Here is a 16,841-nt window from a genome sequence, read left to right as displayed (position 1 = left end):
ATCTGGAGATTGATTCTCAGAAAACGAACTGTAACGGGAAGCGCGCATGCTGCAAAGGTTTTTTAGACGGGCCGGACGCGTTCCGGGCATTTTCCATGAACGCGGAGGAGCAGCAGGCCGCCGGCGGTAAAAAAAAGCAGCACCGTGGCCATGCCGACCCGCTGGCTCTGCCAATGGGAGGTGGCCCAGCCCAGGAGCAGGGGGCCGAGGAAGGAGGTGATCTTGCCTGAGAGGGTGAAGAAGCCGAAAAATTCCGCCCGGTGCTGTTCCGGGGTCAGGCGGGCCATCAAAGAGCGGCTGGCCGCCTGATTGGGGCCGGTAAAAAAGCCGATGATGCAACCGGCCAGCCAGAAGGTGGGGCGGCTGTAACTGAGCACGGCAAGGAGGCTGCCCGCGCTGAGCGCAGCCAGACTGAGGAGGACGGTGACCTTGCCGCCCAGCCGGTCATCCACCCTACCCATCACCAGGGAGCCGATTCCGGCGGCAATGTTCAACGCGATGCCAAAAACAAGGACCTCATCGAAGCGCATCCCGAAGGTGCCGGCCGCATAGATGCCGCCAAAGGCGATAATGGTGACGAGCCCGTCGTTGTAAAGGAGATGCGCGAGGAGAAATTTCCCCACCTCGGGATAGTCCCCTAGATCCTTGAGGGTTTGCAGAAATCGGGACTTTAGGGAGAGTGGGGCAGGCTCTGGGGGGCGAGGAGATTGTGTCGGGGCAGAGCGGAAGAGCGGCAGGCTGAAGAGGAGAAACCAGGCCGCCACCAGCAGGTTGCTGGCCCGGTATTGAAAGCCGGCCTCGGTGGAAATGGGCAGGAACGGAGTCTCGCTGACCAGGGTAAGGCCGGCGAGAGCCAGACAGCAGAGGCCGCCGAGATAGCCGAAGCCCCAGCCGTAGCCGGAGATGCACCCCAGTTTTTCCGGCGGAGCAATGGCGGGCAGCATGGCATTGTAGAAGACGATCCCCAGTTCAAAGGCGACGTTGGCGAGAATGAAGAGGGTCAGGGCGAGGGTGGTTGCGTGCTCCATGCCGGGGGCGACAAAGGTGAGCAGGGCGGTGGCCGCGATGCACCAAAGGGAGGAACGGACCAGATAGGCGCGGAGCTTGCCCTGCCGGTCGGCCGCCGCACCGAGAAAGGGAGAGAGCAGGGCAATGACCAGGGCGCTGATCGCGATCCCCCGCGACCAGAGGGCGGTGCCGGTGGTGGGGTCTGCGGCTATTTTCTGAGTGAAGTAGGTGGCATAGACAAAGGTGACCACCAGGGTGGTGAAGGAGGAGTTTGCCCAGTCATAGAGGCACCAGGTAAAGATCCGTCGGTTTTCCGGGGTCGGTTTTTGGGGAAGCGACATGACAATTCTCTCCGGTTTTTACTCCGGCGGCAACCGGCAGCAATGCCAGAAGCTCGGGATGTTTGTCCGCCAACGTTTCAGACGCAGGGTGATGGCCACCTCTTCCACTTCGGCCAGCAGGAAGACGATGATGGCGGCGCGGAACGGGTAGGGTGGACCGCCGAGGAGGAGCAACGGGGCGCTAACCCCCAGAAGGATTGCGGCGGTTTTTGCCGCCCAAGTATGATAACTGGTCAGGCGGCCGAACTTGCAAAAGCCGAGCAGGATCGGAAGAAGAAAGGAACCGAGGCCCAAGAGGATAAAGATCAGCTCCTGGTGGACAATGGTCGGCCAGAGCAGCCAGACTCCGACCGGGGCGGCAAGATAGGTGGCAAGATCGCCCCAGCTGTCGAGCTGGGCGCCCCATTGGGAGACCTGATGGAACCGCCTGGCCAGAAAGCCGTCCAGGCCATCGCTGACCAGGGAAAGGAGAAAGAGGAAAAGAAAGAGCTCGGTTTGGCCCGTTAGCCCGGCCACCAGAAGCAGGGGCGCAATGAGGATGCGCAGGATGCTCAGCAGATCGGGGATGGTCAGGGCTCTTTTCGTCACGGTACCAGCCTATGCTCCGATGATTTTTACCAACACCCTTTTTTTGCGGCCGCCGTCAAACTCGCCGTAAAAAATCTGCTCCCAGGGGCCGAAGTCGAATTTCCCCTCGGTGATGGCCACTACAACTTCACGGCCCATGACCTGCCGCTTCAGATGGGCATCCGCATTGTCTTCATAACCATTATGTCGGTACTGGGAAACCGGCTCGTGCGGAGCAAGATGCTCCAGCCAGACCTCGTAATCGTGGTGCAACCCCGATTCATCGTCGTTGATGAAGACCGAGGCGGTGATGTGCATGGCGTTGATCAGGGCCAAGCCTTCCTGGATTCCGGATTCTTGCAGGCATTCCGCCACCTGTGGGGTGATATTGATAAAAGCGCGACGGCTTGGGACGTTGAAGACAAGTTCTTTGCGAAAGCTTTTCATGGGAGGAGAGTCCTGAGGTATTGAAGCGATGGTCTTTGGAGTTTATAGAGTCATTCTGGCAAAGAATGGGGGGGCAGTAAAGGATAAGTTGTGTTGCGGTGGTCGCCCTGATGTTTTGCGGACCCAAAAAAGCCCCCTGCCCGGAATGAATGGGCAGGGGGCTTTGGCGAGAGAGATTATTTCTCGTTACTTCGTGGTGACGGGTGTCACGGTGTTCAGTTTTTCCTCAACGCCGAAGGGGTCCTTGAATTCCACGTCCTTCTGCTGCATGAGCTTTTTCTTGCCCCGTTCATTGAGGTACTTGTCAAGCTCGAGATTAACGTTCATCGGCACATCCTCGCCAGCCTTGGTAAGTGCTTGGCGCAGGAGCCCTTCTGCCTTGGTGGCAAAGGCGGTGGAATCTCCGAGGATCCGCATCGCTTCGGTGGGGTTGTGGAAGCCAATCGAGTTCTCGGCCCCGATGAACAGACTGCGGAAGAAGGCTTCCATATAAAAATCCTTGGCCTTCTCGTAAAGTTTCTGGTCGATCTCCTTGCCTTCCGCCTGCAGGGTGTGCACCCGCTCAATCAGCTTGGCCACGGTGGCGGTGGCGTAACCGGAACGGACCATCATGGAGGCGGTACGGTCCTGGATCGTGATCACCTGTTGGCGCAGCCACTCCGGGGTTTCGGTATGGCATTGTTGGCAGGCCTTCATGTCGGCCTTAAGCGGGCTGGTCACCCGGTGGTCGGAGAGCTTGTTGCTGCCCACCTTGGTATAGGGCATATGGCAGTCGGCACAGGCAGCGCCCGCCATCCAGTGGACACTGTTCCGGGAATAGAGTTCAAACTCAGGGTGCCGCATGAAGGGCATCTTGTAGCCGGTAACCTTCTGGGTCCATTCCCCTACGGTATTGTCGGAGCGGATCTGCTTGATGATGTTCTCAACCGAGATGTCGCCATAGGTGCTGCCCTGCCATGGGAAGTAGACGCCCACCGACTTCTTGTTTTCATCCTTCTTGATATTGTAAGTTACGTGGCATTGGGCACAGACCAGGGTGCGCATATCCTGATGGGTGAGCTTGCTGCGGTCAACCTTCATTTCCTCGAGCGCCTTGCCCAGGGTGAACTCGCGGGAGAGCTTGAGCCCCATCCCGTTGTTGTCGTGGCAGTCGACGCAGGCAACACCGAGATCGCGGAATTTTTCCGGGATCATATCGCGGACCTCGGCCCAGGGCTTGCTGTAGTAATCGAACCCCTTTTCTTTCTCAAGTTGAGGTGCGTAGGGAGTTTTGCAGGTCAGGCAGACGCCCCCGGCTCCGACGCGGGCTGGGTCGATGGTAACCTGATCTTTAAGCATAAAGGCGTGGCCGCGGGGTTCGTTGTACTCGACGCCGAAGCCCCAGCCGTTAAAAAGCAGGGCCATGTATGGAAACTCCGAGAGCTTGTCGTAGGTGATGCCGTCGGCATTGAAGCCTCTCTTGTATTTGCTCTTGCCGGCGGGAGTCGGTTCGGCGGTTTTTTTCCACAGGTCGTAGTGGACCGGGTAGGCCTTCCCCCATTCCGCCGGATCCATTTCACCATCGGCAATCTTCACTGCCCGGACAGCCTCTACCTTCTCGGGACCTTTGCAGCCGGTCAGCAGCACGCCACCGGTTACCAGCAGGACCAGGGGCAACAGTAATTTCTTTTGCATATTCTCCTCCTTATGTTGTCTTTGTTGCGTGCGTTACAGTGTTTGCATTGAACCAACGCCCCTGTGCGGAACCCGGCGATGGCATTCCCAGCAAAGCCGTTTTTGGTCAATGTGGTCAACGGTGGTCTCGTGACAGCGGATGCAATTGGCTTGGACCACCGCCTTGCCGTGTCCACTGATTTCAATCCGTTCTGGCACCTGATTGGAATAAAAGAACAGGACATCCTTCATGCCGTCGATACTCTTCCAGACATAGTGCAGAGCCAGGTTGTCATTCGGCAGATGGCAGTCCACGCACGCTTTCCGCCGATGGGCGCCGGCATGGGCCCAAGCATCATATTCCTCCTCCATCACATGGCAACTGGCACAAAAGTTGGGGGTTTCCGATTTTGCCAGGAGCTGGGGAGGTCCCAATGCCAAGAAAATCGCAACCAGAATGCCGACGCCAAGGACGGTGAGAGCGATCAGCCAGCCCCTCCTTCCCTTTTTGTTACCCATAGGCGTACCTCCTTGTTTTTTTGCTGCGCGAATCCTGCAGGCGTTTCTTCTTTGTTCTTCTCTCAGGCTATCAAAAAAAAGGAGTATCCAAAAACTTTTTTTTATTAACCTGATGCGACCCAGGGATGATCGGTATCTTCACCAGATGGGCACCTCCTGAATTACGAGGACCCTTCCTTCTCGAGCATTCCTCATTGTTTTCAGTTCAGGCTCCGGAAAAGCTCCAGGCCGTCATTCATTAAGTTTTTTTGCAAAAGGGGTGCCATCGTTTTTTTGTTGTAAAATCAAGAGAAACAATCAGAAATGTTACCAGGCTGAAACAGCAAAAGACAATTGACTGCTACCAAACGGTAACATACAATGGGTTTGTGGGGTAAGCACCTTGTGGGGCACCCTCTGCGTTCCTCTCTCGGGGCAGAGCTGATCGGTGCTGCGAACGTTTGAAAAGCAAGGAACGGATTATGCATTGTTGCAGGCTGTCACGGTCGGAACCCCACGAAAAGGAGAACCAATGAGTCTGCGCAATAAATTCATCCTGCTCATCAGCAGTGTCGTTATGGTTTCCTACGGCATCACCTTCTATCGTACCTCGCAGTTCCAGCACGAACTGGTGCTTTCCCAGGCGGCGGATCAGGCGCGCATGCTTTCCAAGCAGGTTCTGCTCACCCGGAAATGGGTGGCTGACCACAACGGTCTCTTTCTTTTGAAAAGCCCCGGGGTCGAGGCCAACCCTTTCCTTGCGGAACCGGAGATTACCGATACCAGCGGCCGCCACTATGTGAAGCGTAATCCGGCCATGGTCACCCGGGAAATTTCCCAGTATGCAGCCTCGGAGGGCGTTGCCCATTATCGGGTTACGGCGCTGAAGGTGATCAACCCGGTCAACGAACCGGACCCCTGGGAACGAGAAAGCCTGTTGGCCTTTGCCACCAAGGAGGTGTTCGAGCGGCTCTCGCTCGGCAGCCGGAATGGTCGCCGGGTGCTTCGTTACATCAGCCCGCTCTACATGGAGGCCTCCTGCCTCGAATGCCATGTTGAGCAAGAAAACAAGGTGGGAGACATCCGCGGCGGTCTGAGCCTGATCATCCCCCTGGACCGGGCCCTGGCCGATATCCACAAGAACAACCATATGCTCTTTCTGATTTTTGTGGCCACCATTCTGGCGGTGGGGCTCACCCTCTACCTGATGGTCGATCTCCTGGTGGTGCGGCGGCTGAGCCGGCTTTCCCTGGCCATGGACCAATATCCCCAGCAGTCGCCCCTTCCGGCCCTGTTGCCTTCGGGCAACGACGAGGTCGGTCATCTGAGCGGAAAATTTCGGGATCTGTGCGGCAGGCTGGAAAGATCCCAGCAGGAATTGGATCGGACCAGAAAGCAGATATTCCAGAGCGAAAAACTGGCGGCCTTGGGCCAGCTGGCCGCCGGGGTGGCCCATGAGGTAAACAATCCCTTGGGCGGCATGCTCAACTGCATCAAAAGCATGCAGGACGCGCCGGAGGATGCGGTGTTGCGGCAGCGGTATCTTGGGTTGATTGAGAAAGGGTTGAAGCGCATCGGCAACACCGTGCAGCAGCTGCTCAATTTCGGCCGGCGGGAGCCTCTCCATTACAGTCGTATTGGTGTGGACCCCCTGCTCAAAGAGTGTTTTCTCCTGCTGGAGTATGCCCTCAAAAAAATCACCTTGCGCCCCGAGCTTGCCTTGGGAGAAAAAAAATACCCCATTGACTCCGGGGCGCTGCAGCAGGTTGTGGTGAATATTGTGCTCAATGCCGTGCAGGCCATGCCCCAGGGCGGCACTTTGACCGTAAGCAGTAGGGAGGAAGACGGCTGGCTCCGTCTCAGCTTTGCCGATACCGGCACCGGGATAGCCGAAGTGGAACTCGCCAAGATCTTCGATCCCTTCTTCACCACCAAGGATGTGGGGGAGGGAAGCGGGCTTGGCCTTGCGGTCACCTACTCCCTGGTGCAGCGGATGCAGGGAAGGATTTCCGTAACCAGCACACAGGGCGAGGGGGCCTGCTTCATTGTAGAATTGCCCGTTGAGCCCGCGAGCCAGACCCAAGAGGGGGAAAAGAATGCATAACAGTAAGATTCTTCTTGCCGAAGACGACGAGATCATGCGCATCACCCTTTCGGATCGGCTGCGCAAGGAGGGCTGGCTGGTGGATGAGGCCTGTGACGGACGCGAGGCCCAGGCGCTTCTTCGGAAAAAGGCCTACAACCTGCTGATTTCCGATATCCGCATGCCGCATTTGGGCGGAGAGGCATTGTTGCGCGAGGTGCTCCTGCATACGCCTGCCACGGATGTGATATTCATGACCGCCTACGGCAGCGTGGAAGACGCGGTGCAATGCCTGAAGCAAGGCGCGGCCGATTATCTCCTGAAGCCATTTGATATGGACGATCTGGTGATTCGGGTTAAAAGGCTCATCGAAAATCAAGCGATCAAGGTGCGCTGTGCCTCTCTGGAGCAATGTTGTCAGCAGGCGCAAAAGCCTATTATCGGCAGCAGCCCCCCGATGCGCGCCTTGCTGCACCTGATTGCCCAGGTGGCTCCCTCGGATGCCACCGTCCTGATTACCGGCGAATCCGGGACCGGCAAGGAACTGGTTGCCTCGGCCATCCATTACAGCAGCCCCCGGGCGAAAGGCCCCTTTATCAAGGTGAACTGTGCCGCGATCCCCGAAGGGCTCATGGAATCCGAACTCTTCGGCCATGAAAAGGGGGCCTTTACCGGCGCGGACGCCAGAAAGATCGGCCGCTTCGAAATGGCCAACAACGGCACCATCCTTTTGGATGAAATTGGGGAGCTGCCCCTCAATCTTCAGGCGAAACTGCTCCGGGTTCTGCAGGAGCGGGAGATTGAGCGGGTGGGTGGCGGTGCCCCGATCAAGATCGATGTCCGGGTGCTCTGCGCCACGGCGAGAAATCTTCTGAGCGAAGTGCAGGCCAGCCGTTTTCGGGAAGACCTGTATTACCGGCTGCAGGTTATCCCCATCGCGGTGCCGCCGCTGCGGGAGCGCAAGGAGGATATCCCCGAACTCTGCGGTTTCTTTTTTCGGGAATTCGACAAATCCCGCGCCGGAAGCCAGACCCTTTCCCCCGCAGCCCTTGAGATCCTCATGGCATACAATTACCCCGGCAATATCCGGGAACTGCGCAATATCATCGAGCGGGTCACGGTGCTCAACCCCACCAGCGTGGTGGAGCCCTGGCTCCTGCCGGCGGATCTGGTAAGGGAGTCGCCGCCCTGCGAGATTGCCGCATCCTCTTCGATGAAACTGGCCGAGGCCATTGCCATGGCCGAACGGAGCTGCATCCTGCGGGCACTCCGGCAGACCGGGGGGAAAAAGAGCGAGGCGGCGCAGCTGCTTGGCATCAGCCGCAAAAATCTCTGGGAGAAAATGAAGACCCATCGGATAGAGGAGTAGGACCCCGCCGTATTGGCCCCTCACGATAAGGAGATATCGGCTGGGGTGCGGATTGGGAAAGAAAGAGTGTCGGCAGGGGGGCCTTGTGCAGACCTAGATCCTCCCCCCGGAGCAGCCGCGGAATTGGGCGGGCTGTACCTTGTAAAACAAGGACGGCGGGATTTTTGCTCCCGCCGTCTCGTCTCATGGTTGCGCTGCTATTCTTTTATGAAATTCCACGCTTTTTCATGGATTTTTTGCTGGATATCCCACAGTTCTTTTCTTTTTTTGAGGAGATCAGCCCTGCTCGTCTTGGGATTGCGGGCTGCTTCGGCATATTCGAACTGTTTGTCGTTCATTTTCTTGCGCAGATCCCTGGTCGCATCGAGATACTTTTGCTGATCCTCGGGATCGATGGCGCCCATCATGCCGGGTCCCATGCCCATGCCCCCGCCCATCATGCAGGGCCCCATGCCCATGCCCCCGCCCATCATGCCGGGCCCCATGCCCATGCCCCCGCCCATCATGCCGGGTCCCATGCCCATGCCGCCGCCCATCATGCAGGGCCTCATACCCATGCCGCCGCCCATCATGTTGGGGCCCATTTCCATGTCCGTCCCCATCGGCGGCATGGCTCCAGGGCCTGCGCCATGCATCATCTCAGGCCCAGTCTGGGCGGAAACCGTACCTGCCGCCAACATACATGCCAATGCCGTAGCCACAAAGAGTTTCTTTTTCATGTTGCCCTCCCTTGTTGAGAAGTTGTTGGTTGGTCGTTCTCCGTGCAAGCGGACATCGCCTGCCACGGTTATTCTCTGGTAATTGTAATGTTCCGCGGGGTTTTCCCCGGCTTGGGGTCAGGAATCGAGAAACTCCCGGATAGAAGTCGCCAGTTCCCGAAAGAGAAGCGGCTTCATGATGATTTTGCCGATCCCGAAACCCTGCGCCCTTTCCGGGGTCAGTTTTTCGCTGAAGCCGGTGCACATGAGAATCGGGATATCCGCCCGCACCTGCCGAATTTTTTGGGCCAAAATATCACCCTGCATACCCGGCATGGCCATGTCGGTGAGCACCAGATCAAAATCCTGCGGCCGGGCGCTAAACTCCGCCAGTGCTTCCTTGCTGCTTGGCATGGCCGTCACCTTGTACCCCAACCGTTCAAGCATGTTTGTATGCATGGCCAGGACCATATGCTCGTCATCCACCACCAGCACCCGCTCGTTGCCCCCTGGGAGCTGCTGGCTAATGATCCGCTCGGCTTCAGGGGCCTTATTTTCCGCCTGGGGCAGGTAGACCCGGATCGTCGTTCCTTGCCCAAGCGCGCTCTCCACCCGGATATCGCCTTCGTATTGCGTGACAATGCCATGGACCATCGCCAGCCCCATGCCGGTGCCCTCGCCGCGCGGCTTGGTGGTAAAATAGGGGTCGAAAATTCTTTCCATGATTTCCGGACTCATGCCGCAGCCGGTGTCGCTGACTGTGAATTCGAGATAATTCCCGGGGTGGAGCAGGCCATGGGCGTCCTGCTTGTTGATTTCCGCCGCCCGCAGGGAAACCCCCAGGGTTCCGGCATCGTCGCCACGCATGGCGTGATAGGCATTGGTGCAGAGGTTCATGATGAGCTGATGGATCTGGGTGGGGTCGGCGAGCACTGCGCCGCTTTTTTCATCGATGGTGCTCTTGAATTCGATGTTTGTCGGGATGGAGGCGCGCAGTAATTTCAGGGCCTCCTTGACCACGAGATAGACCTCGATGGGGCGCCGTTCCTGCTCCACCTGCCGGGGCTGAAGGTGAGAATCTGTTTGACCAGTTCCTTGGCACGGGTCCCCGCCTGGAGCACACTGTCCAAGTCGTGGTGCAGCTCGCTTCCCTCGGGCAACTTGTACTTCGCCAGATCGGTAAATCCCAGGATGGCGGCAAGAATATTGTTGAAGTCATGGGCAATGCCGCCGGCCAGGGTTCCGATGGCTTCCATCTTTTGTCCCTGTCGCACCTGTTGTTCAAGCCGAGCTTTTTCTTCTGCCCCCTTCTTTGCCAGGGTTCGCTCCCGCAAAACCCGGAGACCGTAGGCCACATCAATCGCCAAATCTTGCAGCAAGGCCACCTCGGAAATGCCGAAGCCTTGTTTTTCCGCGGCGTAGATGTTCAGGGCGCCCATGGTTTCCCCACCATGAATGAGCGGAATGGCCACGGAACTGCCAAGTCGATGTTCGCGTGCTGCTTCCAACCACGGGAGGAAGCTCTTGGAATTTTCCACATCCTCACAGTAGTTGACCATCCCGGTGCGGATTGCTTTGCCGGTCGGGCCTTGACCCCATTCGTTGTCAGCCCAGGAAACCTTGATTCCGGCGAGATATCCCGGCGCATCGCCCGCGCTCGCCGCCACCCGCACCCCACAAGCCGGATCGGTTTCCTTGAGTCCGATCCACGCCATTGCATACTCGCCGTGCTGGACGATGGTTGCGCAGATTTCTGCCAGAAATTTCGCCTCTTCCTCGGCCCGCACCAAAACTTCATTGCAACCGCTCATGGTTTTCAGGGCCCGGTTTTTCTGCACCAGTTCGGCTTCGGTCCATATCCGGTCGATGCCAAGCGCCACCTCGTCGGCCACCGCCCCGAGGGTCTGTAGCACAACCTCCGAGAGCGGGTGTTTGGCAAAAAGCCCCATGACCCCGATGGTTCGGTTGCCGATCAGGAGCGGCTGGCCGGCAAAGGCGATCATGCCTTCCCGGCGCGCCCATTCCTGATCGCGAATCTGCGGATCGCCGATAACAGTGTTGGTGAGATGGGGTTTTTTGTGCAGAGCGATGGCGCCGATTTTATACTCTTCGATCATGGGAATTCGGGCATGGGGGCCGTCCAGGTGGGTATACATGCCGGCGCTGGCCACAAGCTTCAGCATCTCTTCGCCGGATTCCAGGGTCCAGATGCGGGCAAAGGCCGCATCAAGATGCTTGGCCAGCAGTTCCGTACAATCTTGCAGCATCTCCGCGACATTCTTGCTTCTGGTCAACACCACCCCCAAGTCCGCGCTGAGTGCCAGGAGGGTGAGTTGTTCCTGTAACCGGTGCTCGCTGGAGGCTTTATGGCGTGCCATTTCCTGCTGGGAGGAGACATCCCGGATAATCGCCAGCCTATGCTCCTCGCCCTGATAGGAAATGATGGAGCCTCGGATCTCCACCGGGAAAGTGCTGCCGTCGGCCCGGACATCAATCGATTCAATGGTCTTTGCCAGGTCAAGGTGGCTTGCCTGGGCAAATCTTGTAAACAGCTGGAAATAGTCGGGACGGACAAGATCCTGACCGGTAAGGCCCTTCAAGCGATCAAGGGGGTAGCCATAAATTTCGCACGCTTTGCGATTGGCGTCGACGATGGTGCCGTTCTTGTCGAAGACGAGAAAGGCGTCGTTGGCGGAATCGAATATCGCCTTGTAGTTGATGGAGAATTCGCGGGCACTTGTTGTGTGCCGCAGCAATAACAAAGCAACGAGCCCCATGGAACAAAGGAGAAAGGCAATATCTTTGGTCGTATCCCACAACATCACCGTCTGGTCGCTTTCCATGCCGTGAAGAAACCAATCACCCATGAGCAGCCACAGAGTGGCGATCGTGCCGTAGACCGTCAGAATGGTCCAGAGGGGATATTTGATTGTCCGCATTGTGTTCACCTTTTGGCGGGGAGAGGATTTCCCATCATACGCAGGAGACAAGGAAAAAGACAAGTCTTGCTGCGTATTGGGCGGCCATTGCCGCTGGCCATTGCGGTGTAAAAAAGGGGGAGCGGGCGAAGATGGGACGGCCTGGATTTTATGGCGCCTGTTCGGCGGCCAGGATTTTTTTACGGTTATGCTCGTAGCGCATCTGCAGGATTTCGACCAGAAGGGCGAAGCCCATGGGCAGGTAGATATAGCCCTTGGGCACATGCTTGTGCAGCCCCTCCATGAAGATGGTCACCCCGATGGTGATCAAAAAGGAGAGGGCGAGGATCTTGATCGCCGGGTGCTGGAGGATGAATTCGCCGATGGGCCGGGCGAAAAAGAGGATGGCCACGAAGGAGACAATAACCGAGCTGATGATGATCCAGACCTGGCTGGTCAGGCCGATGGCGGTGATCACCGAGTCGATGGAAAAGACGATGTCCAGCAGGACGATCTGGCCGATGATTGCAGCAAAGCCGCCCATGACCATGCCGGGACCGCCTCCCTCCTCCTTGGCCTCCACCGTGTGGTGGATCTCCCGCACCGCCTTGAAGAGCAGAAAGAGGCCGCCGGAGATCAGGATCAGGTCCCGGACGGAAAAATCCAGGAACACGGGGTTGGTAAGGTTGGCCAGGCCGAGGAGGGCGACCAGCATGCCGATCCGCGCGACCAGGGCGAAGGCGAGCCCGGCCAGGCGGGCGCTGTCGCGCTTTTCCGCGGGCAGACGGCCGACAAAGATCGCGATGACCAGGATATTGTCGACTCCCAGAACCAGTTCCAGGCCAATTAGCAGGGCGAGTAGTGCCAGTGCGTCTCCCATCCAGACAACCTCGAAGTAATGTGTTGTGGCTTATGCCAGAGCCTTGGCAGCGGCCAGGGCCTTTTTGAACCCCTCGGCGGAACGGTTGATCACTGCGTCTTCCACGCAGAAGGCGAGACGGAAATAGCCCTCCATCCCAAAGCCCCGCCCCGGTACGCCCAGGATCTTCTCTTCGGCCAGCAGCCCGACAAAGCGGGCGTCATCGGCAATGGGCGATTTCGGGAACAGGTAGAAGGCGCCCTTGGGCGGGATAAACTCGTAGCCCGCCTCGCTGAGCACCTTACAGAACAGCTCGCGCCGCCGGGCGTAGACGGAGCAATCAACCGTGACCCCTTGCAGTTGCGCCACCACCCGCTGCATCAGGGCCGGGGCGTTGACAAAGCCCAGGATCCGGTTGGCCAGGGTCATGGCCCCGAGGAGCTGGGATTTGCCCTCGATCTCCGGGTGCACCGCGATGTAGCCGATGCGTTCGCCCGGCAGGGAAAGATCCTTGGAGTAGGAGGAAACGATGAGGCTGTTGGGGTAGGCGGCGAAGATGCTCGGCACGGTGTGGCCGTCGTAGACGATCTTGCGGTAGGGCTCGTCACTGATCAGGTAGATGGTGTGCCCCGCCTTGGCGAGCACCTCGGCCAACCCGGCCAGCTCCTCAGCCGCATAGATCTGGCCGGTAGGGTTGTTGGGGCTGTTGATGATGATTGCCTTGCTCTTCGGGGTGATGGCGGCGGCAATGGCCGCGAGATCCAGGCTGAAATCGGGCGCGGTGTTGACGATTTTGGTGACCCCGTTGTGGTTGTCCACATAGAAATTGTACTCGACAAAGAAGGGGGCGAGGATGATCACCTCGTCGCCCGGATCGAGCAGGGACTTCATCACCACGTTGAGGCCGCCGGCGGCACCTACGGTCATGAGGATCTCGTCCTGACTCAGCTCCATGCCCTGTTCGGCTGCGATCTGCTGTGCCACCGCCGCCCGGACAAAGGGATAGCCGTTGTTGGCCATGTAGCCGTGGCTGCCCGGGGTTTCCGCGGCGGTAATCGCGCGCACCGCTTCCTGATATTGGGCGGGCGGCGGCAGGTCCGGGTTGCCGAGACTGAAATCGCAGACCTGCTCGGCTCCGTATTGGGCCTTGAGCCGACCGCCTTCCTCGAACATCTTGCGGATCCAGGAGGAGCGTTCTGCAAAGGCGAGCATTTTTTGTGAGACAGCCATGGGGGGTTCCTTTTCTGCGCCGTGATTTTTGGCTTACAGGGAGTGGATCTCGTCGTCGCTCAATAACCGGCAGCCCGCCTTCTGGAACAGCGCCACCGCCGCATCCTGGTCGTCGAAGCGGAAGAGGAGCATGCCGGATTCGCCGCTCTTTTTGGAAAAGGCGTACATGTACTCCACGTTCAGCCCACCCTTGCGCGCCACCTGGAGGATGCAGTCCAGGGTGCCGGGCTTGTCCGGCACTTCCACAGCCAGGACATCGGTGAGCGCAACTGTGAAGCCGTTTTCCTGCAAGACCTGCTGCGCCTTGGTGGTATCGTTTACCACCAGGCGGAGGATGCCGGAATCGGCGGTGTCCGCGACCGAGAGCGCCCGGATGTTGATGGCGTTTTCCGCCAAGGTATGGCTGATATCGGCCAGGCGGCCTGGATTGTTCTTCAGGAAGATCTCCAGCTGTTTTACCTTCATGGGGTGCCCCTCTTGTCGGATGTTACGAATGGCGATGGGACGTTTGCTCGTGCCTGTCCTCGGCTTAAAATGGATATCCGGGGAGGCATCTTCTTTTGAAAAGAGGTTTTCTACCATGGGGAAAAAGAAGTTGTAAAGGCTAAAAAAAGAGAGCCTACCCCTGTTGGAAGGTGAGCCAGCGGCTCTGGGCCGAGGAGGCAAGCACCCCCACCGGGTCGACGTAATCGTAGACCCGTGCCTGTTTGGCGTGGGCCGGGCGCAGGACCCTGCCCACCACCTGGAGGAGGCGGCCGGTGAATTTGATCGGCGTGGTGAGAAAGAGGGTGGCAAGGTCCGGACAGTCGAACCCCTCACCGATGAGCTGGACGGTGGAGATCAGCACCTTGACCTCGCCCTGGCGGATGGAGTCGACCAGGGCGGTGCGTTGGTCCGCCGGGAGCTTGCCGGTGAGCACCGCGCTCGGGCACCCCTGTTTTTTCAGGAGCGCGGCCAGTTCCTCGCAATGCTTGACCCGGTCGCTGACCACCAGGATGGTGCCAGGGGAACAGGTCCGTTCTTTAAGGATATCGGCGACAATGAGCTGGTTTCTCGCGGCGTTGCCGCAGAGCGCTTTCATCAGGGCCTGATAATTGCCCCGGTAGACATAGCGGAATTCCGTGGGCCGTTGGAGGTATTCCGGCTTGAGGATGGCGCCGCTTTCGTGCAGATCGAGGGTTTCCACCTTGAAGGCCCGATCGCCGAGATGCATGTAGATCAGTTTGGTCAGGCCGTCCCGGCGGAAGGCGGTGGCGGAAAGGCCCAACAGGTAGCGGCAGTCGAAAGCGGAGACCACCTCGGTGAAGAGCGAGGCCGGAACCCGGTGGCATTCGTCCACGCAAAGCTGGCCGAAATGGGCGGGCAGTTCCTCCAGCCGGTTGCGGGCCGAGTTGACAATGGCGATGGTGATGGGGGCCAGGGAGAAATGGCCGTCGCCGATCATCCCGGCTTCCACAGCCAAAAAGGTGCGGGTCCGTTCCACCCATTGGTAGAGGAGCTCCTTGGTGTGGACCAGCACCAGGGTGGGTTGGCGTCGTCTGGCGATCACCGCCAGGGCGATCACCGTCTTGCCCGAGCCGGTGCCGGCCTCGAGCACCCCGAAGTCATGGCGCATGATGGCGGTGATCGCCGCTTCCTGGTAGGGCCGCAGCTCGCCCTGGAAGTGGAAATCCACCGGGGCGGCGCTCCGGCGCTGGTCGATGATCCGCGGGTCCTGGCGCATGAATTTGCGGGCCAGGAGGATGGCGTGGTTGGCGTAGCCCCGCGGAAAGATGAGTTCGTCGTTGTGCTCGGTGTAGAAATAGAGGTGGGGCTTGAGTTTTTTCCCCATCCAGCGGCTGTATTTCTTGGCTTCGAGATACTCGGGATTGTCGATGGTCAGCTGCTGTTTGAGCGCCTCGGCCAGGGTGGCTGAGGCACCGCGCAGACAGGCGTGCGTGCCGACGGTGAGGGTGAAGGGCGGGCTCATTCAGACGGTGTCCCGGGGAGAAATAATTTCGGCCAGGAGATTGGCCAGTCGGGCGCATTCTTTTTCCACTCGGTCAAGCTGGGCCTGCTGATCGATCAAGGCACCATTGAGTTCTTCGAGGGCGATTTCCTGGAAGGCCAGGCGGGTTTCCAGTTCGATGATCCGGTCTTCCATGGGGTATCCTTGACAGATTATGCGGAAAAATATCGCGGCGTTAGCGGTTTTCTGCCGGTGAGCCGCTGGTAGGGTTCGGCCGGATAGCCCAGAGCGATGACCGCATGGATTTCCTCCGCGGCGGGAATACCGAGGGCCTGTTGGATTTTCGTGTTTCTGGCCATGGCCGCCACGGCAAAACCGATCAGGCAGGAGCCGAGTCCCATGGTATGGGCGGCCAGAAGGATATTCTGGGTGGCCAGCAGGGCGTCTTCCTTCGGACAGCTTGCGCCGGGGTGTGAGCCGACGATGATGACCCCGGGCGCTCCGTGGAACAGTCGGTCGTGCCCTTGTTCCTCCCATTCCCGCAGCCCCTGGGCAATGGTTTGCTGGTAGCGGTGATAATAATTGGCCAGGGCCGGTTTGCCAAGCAAGCGGAGAAGGTTCCGCAGCAAGGGGTTGGCCGCCAACCGATTGAGCCGGGCAAAGTAGGCCCCAACCAGGGTTCCCAGGGCTTCCACCGCTGGACGGGACGGCAGGATGGTAAAGGTCCAGCCTTGGCTGTTGGTGCCGGAGGGGGCGGTGGTGCCGATGCGGGCCAGGTCTTCCAGCAGTTGCGGGTCCAGGGCGCGGTTTTTGTAGTTGCGGCAGGAGCGCCGGGAGAGCATGAGCCGGACCAGCTGGGCGGTGTCGCCCTGGCCGGGTGGCAGATATTGGTTGTCCGCGCCGAAGGTCTGAAAAAGGAGGTTGTGCTCAAGGCTTGGGACGCTGATCGCTTGGGTGGGGCAGACGGCGAGGCAATGTCCGCAGGCCAGGCAGCGCTCCCCGCTGACTATCACCTTGCCGTGCAGCAGCGAGAGGGTTTGGTCCGGGCAGACCGGAAGGCAGAGACCGCAGCCGCTGCATTTTTCTGGGTCGATAATGGGGCCGGGCCGCCTGGAATGTGGGTGCTGGGTTGTCATGTTTGTCTATCATGCCCTGCTTTGGGAAAAAATGGAAGGGGTTGCATATGTAGTTGACGAAAAGTCCGGGGGAGCATAGTTTCAGC

Annotated in this window: 16 protein-coding genes; 2 read left to right on the top strand and 14 right to left on the bottom strand. The window is 58.8% G+C overall.

The window, feature by feature from the left end; all coding sequences use genetic code 11:
• Nucleotides 1–62: 62 nt before the first annotated feature.
• From OLX77_RS02425 to nrfH, 5 genes are all read right to left on the bottom strand, one after another.
• Nucleotides 63–1,349 carry an MFS transporter gene (locus OLX77_RS02425; protein WP_307631992.1) on the bottom strand — a complete coding sequence of 429 codons (1,287 nt, stop codon included), beginning with the start codon at nt 1,347–1,349 and terminating at the stop codon, nt 63–65.
• 18 nt (nt 1,350–1,367) lie between these two features.
• Nucleotides 1,368–1,937: a CDP-alcohol phosphatidyltransferase family protein gene (locus tag OLX77_RS02420; RefSeq protein WP_307631991.1), complete on the bottom strand. Its 570-nt coding sequence runs from the start codon at nt 1,935–1,937 to the stop codon at nt 1,368–1,370.
• Nucleotides 1,938–1,946: 9 nt separating this feature from the next.
• On the bottom strand, nt 1,947–2,363 hold the full coding sequence (locus OLX77_RS02415) for a secondary thiamine-phosphate synthase enzyme YjbQ (protein WP_307631990.1): 417 nt from the start codon (nt 2,361–2,363) through the stop codon (nt 1,947–1,949).
• Nucleotides 2,364–2,549: 186 nt separating this feature from the next.
• Nucleotides 2,550–4,037 (bottom strand): ammonia-forming cytochrome c nitrite reductase subunit c552, encoded by a 1,488-nt coding sequence (locus OLX77_RS02410; RefSeq protein WP_307631989.1) that lies wholly within the window; start codon nt 4,035–4,037, stop codon nt 2,550–2,552.
• Between the two features lie 33 nt (nt 4,038–4,070).
• On the bottom strand, nt 4,071–4,535 hold the full coding sequence (gene nrfH / locus OLX77_RS02405; protein WP_307631988.1) for a cytochrome c nitrite reductase small subunit: 465 nt from the start codon (nt 4,533–4,535) through the stop codon (nt 4,071–4,073).
• A 511-nt stretch (nt 4,536–5,046) separates the two neighbouring features.
• Between nrfH and OLX77_RS02400 the strand changes: the two genes are divergently transcribed.
• Together OLX77_RS02400 and OLX77_RS02395 are read left to right on the top strand one after the other, a co-directional pair.
• Nucleotides 5,047–6,618: an ATP-binding protein gene (locus OLX77_RS02400; protein WP_307631987.1), complete on the top strand. Its 1,572-nt coding sequence runs from the start codon at nt 5,047–5,049 to the stop codon at nt 6,616–6,618.
• Nucleotides 6,611–7,966, top strand: coding sequence for a sigma-54-dependent transcriptional regulator (locus OLX77_RS02395; RefSeq protein WP_307631986.1), 1,356 nt, complete (start codon nt 6,611–6,613; stop codon nt 7,964–7,966). The genes OLX77_RS02400 and OLX77_RS02395 overlap by 8 nt, the downstream gene beginning before the upstream one ends.
• A 197-nt stretch (nt 7,967–8,163) precedes the next feature.
• Here OLX77_RS02395 and OLX77_RS02390 read toward each other — a convergent pair whose 3' ends face one another.
• The 9 genes from OLX77_RS02390 to OLX77_RS02350 all read right to left on the bottom strand — a co-directional run bounded on the left by OLX77_RS02390 (nt 8,164) and on the right by OLX77_RS02350 (nt 16,755).
• A complete protein-coding gene (locus OLX77_RS02390) occupies nt 8,164–8,685 on the bottom strand; it encodes a hypothetical protein (protein ID WP_307631985.1) in 522 nt (173 codons plus the stop codon).
• Between the two features lie 117 nt (nt 8,686–8,802).
• Nucleotides 8,803–9,720, bottom strand: coding sequence for an ATP-binding protein (locus tag OLX77_RS02385; RefSeq protein ID WP_307631984.1), 918 nt, complete (start codon nt 9,718–9,720; stop codon nt 8,803–8,805).
• The gene (locus OLX77_RS02380; protein WP_307631983.1) at nt 9,666–11,603 is read right to left on the bottom strand and encodes a GAF domain-containing protein; all 1,938 of its coding nucleotides are present in this window, start codon (nt 11,601–11,603) and stop codon (nt 9,666–9,668) included. Before OLX77_RS02380 ends, OLX77_RS02385 begins: the two co-directional genes overlap by 55 nt.
• Nucleotides 11,604–11,751: 148 nt before the next feature.
• Nucleotides 11,752–12,462: a TerC family protein gene (locus tag OLX77_RS02375; RefSeq protein ID WP_307631982.1), complete on the bottom strand. Its 711-nt coding sequence runs from the start codon at nt 12,460–12,462 to the stop codon at nt 11,752–11,754.
• Between the two features lie 30 nt (nt 12,463–12,492).
• Entirely contained in the window at nt 12,493–13,671 is a 1,179-nt protein-coding gene (locus tag OLX77_RS02370; protein WP_307631981.1) for a pyridoxal phosphate-dependent aminotransferase, read from the bottom strand.
• 33 nt (nt 13,672–13,704) lie between these two features.
• Nucleotides 13,705–14,136, bottom strand: a complete 432-nt coding sequence (locus OLX77_RS02365; protein ID WP_307631980.1) for an ACT domain-containing protein — start codon at nt 14,134–14,136, stop codon at nt 13,705–13,707.
• A gap of 154 nt (nt 14,137–14,290) precedes the next feature.
• Nucleotides 14,291–15,640, bottom strand: a complete 1,350-nt coding sequence (locus tag OLX77_RS02360; RefSeq protein ID WP_307631979.1) for a DEAD/DEAH box helicase — start codon at nt 15,638–15,640, stop codon at nt 14,291–14,293.
• Nucleotides 15,641–15,814 (bottom strand): SlyX family protein, encoded by a 174-nt coding sequence (locus OLX77_RS02355; RefSeq protein WP_307631978.1) that lies wholly within the window; start codon nt 15,812–15,814, stop codon nt 15,641–15,643.
• A gap of 17 nt (nt 15,815–15,831) precedes the next feature.
• Nucleotides 15,832–16,755: a nitroreductase family protein gene (locus OLX77_RS02350; RefSeq protein ID WP_307631977.1), complete on the bottom strand. Its 924-nt coding sequence runs from the start codon at nt 16,753–16,755 to the stop codon at nt 15,832–15,834.
• Nucleotides 16,756–16,841 lie beyond the last annotated feature (86 nt).

Origin of the sequence: Thiovibrio frasassiensis (assembly GCF_029607905.1) — a bacterium.
GTDB classification, from domain to species: domain Bacteria; phylum Desulfobacterota; class Desulfobulbia; order Desulfobulbales; family Desulfurivibrionaceae; genus Thiovibrio; species Thiovibrio frasassiensis.
Note: the sequence above shows the minus strand (reverse complement) of the source record. Positions and strands in the feature narration are given on the sequence as shown.